Raw genomic sequence first — 1621 nt, forward strand, 5'->3', positions numbered from 1 at the left:
TCACGTCGAGCGTGTTGGCCCATGGCTGCTTTTCGACGATCAACAACAATCCCGCCCGGCTGTTGATGATCGCGTTGCCGATCGGCGGCGCGTAATCGTAATTTACTTCGGCAACATCCTTGATCCGCAGTGGGGTCGTCGGCAACGCCGTAACCCGAGTCGGCGTGGGAGAGGCAGTTGCAGTGGCAGCGGGCGATGTCGCGGTACGAAATCCGATCACGATTTCACCGAGTTGCTCGGGCGTATAGACGGCCGGAACGTGACGCAGGGCCAGTCGTTGGTTAGCGGTGTCGACGAAACCGCCAGCGCCCACCGCAGTGGCATCGCGGACCGTCTGTAAAACGGCGTCGAGTGTGATTCCGCTGGCCCGCAGCCGATCGGGTTCCACGATGACTTGCAATTGCGGTTCTTTCTCGCCCCACACCGCGATGTTTGCCACCCCAGCGATCGACATCAACCGTGGCCGGATCGTCCATCGCGTCAGCACGGTCATGTCCATCTGCGATTGCGTATCGGACCACAATCCGATCTTTAAACAGCGGCTAAGCGACGAGAGTGGCGGCAAGATGACCGGCGGCTTGGCCACCATCGGAAGTTGCTGTGAAACCAGAGCCAGTCGCTCCTGCACCAATTGACGGGCAATCAATAGGTCCGTCCCTGACTCGAAGATCAGCCGGACGCTTGATAGACCCAACACTGATTTGGAGCGGACAGTTTGCACAAACGGAATGCCGTTAACCGCATTTTCGATCGGGACGGTGATCAGACTTTCGACATCCTCGGTGGCAATGCCGGGAGCTTCGGTCTGAATTTCGACCAACGGAGGCGCGAATTCGCGAAAAACGTCCAGCGGCACCGAGTCGGAAGTGCGGACGCCGACGACAATCAGTGCTATCGCCAACACAATGATGAGTAAACGGAAGTGCAGCGACGTTCGAATCAGCCAATTCATACTGCCGCCCCCATTACCGAGCAAAGCAGGGCGGCGGCGAGCTGTTGCAATCTACGCTGGGGATTCGATGCGTTGTCTGACTTTGGTTGCGGCGGCGGAACGGTGCTGCTGCGTTCGATGCTCATTTTCCCGCTCCGAATTCGGTACCGAACAATTCCGCAGCTCCATCGACGACAACGGGCGTACCGACCCCAGGCCCTTTGGCCAACATGGCTTCGTCCGCTTCGACAAACTGAACTGCCACTCGCTGGCGCGTGTATTGCCGCTGGCCCGTTTCTACATAAACCCAGGCGTTTCCGTAGATGTCATAGATGAGTGATGCCGCCGGGACGATCCGTGATGTTTGGGGCTGCGACATTGGCAACTCGACACCAATTCGTTGTCCAGGACGCAGCCCGATTTGTCGGTTATCGACTTCGTAATACACGTCGGCCGAGGACGAAAACGCGTCGGCCGTGGGCGGAGCCGCAATCGGTTTGGCAACGATCGGTTCGCGTAGCGGGTCACCGGACAATGACACTAGTTGAGCGTTTTCATCGGATTGGATATCTCTGAGTAGATCGACGTAAACCGAAACACGAATCCAAATCGTATCGAGGTTCACGATCTCAAATAGCACCGCACCGGCGGTCACGGTTTGGGCTTCACTGACGTCGATACGGTTGACCA

General features: G+C 57.7%; 2 protein-coding genes. Both read right to left on the bottom strand.

The features are described 5' to 3' along the window. A partial coding sequence (locus ABX749_RS32145) for an efflux RND transporter permease subunit (RefSeq protein WP_372899633.1) occupies positions 1–952 on the bottom strand: 952 nt, incomplete at its 3' end. 121 nt (positions 953–1073) lie between these two features. Further along, a partial coding sequence (locus ABX749_RS32150) for an efflux RND transporter periplasmic adaptor subunit (RefSeq protein WP_372899634.1) occupies positions 1074–1621 on the bottom strand: 548 nt, incomplete at its 5' end.

Source organism: Stieleria sp. (assembly GCF_041595215.1).
GTDB classification, from domain to species: Bacteria; Planctomycetota; Planctomycetia; order Pirellulales; family Pirellulaceae; genus Stieleria; species Stieleria magnilauensis.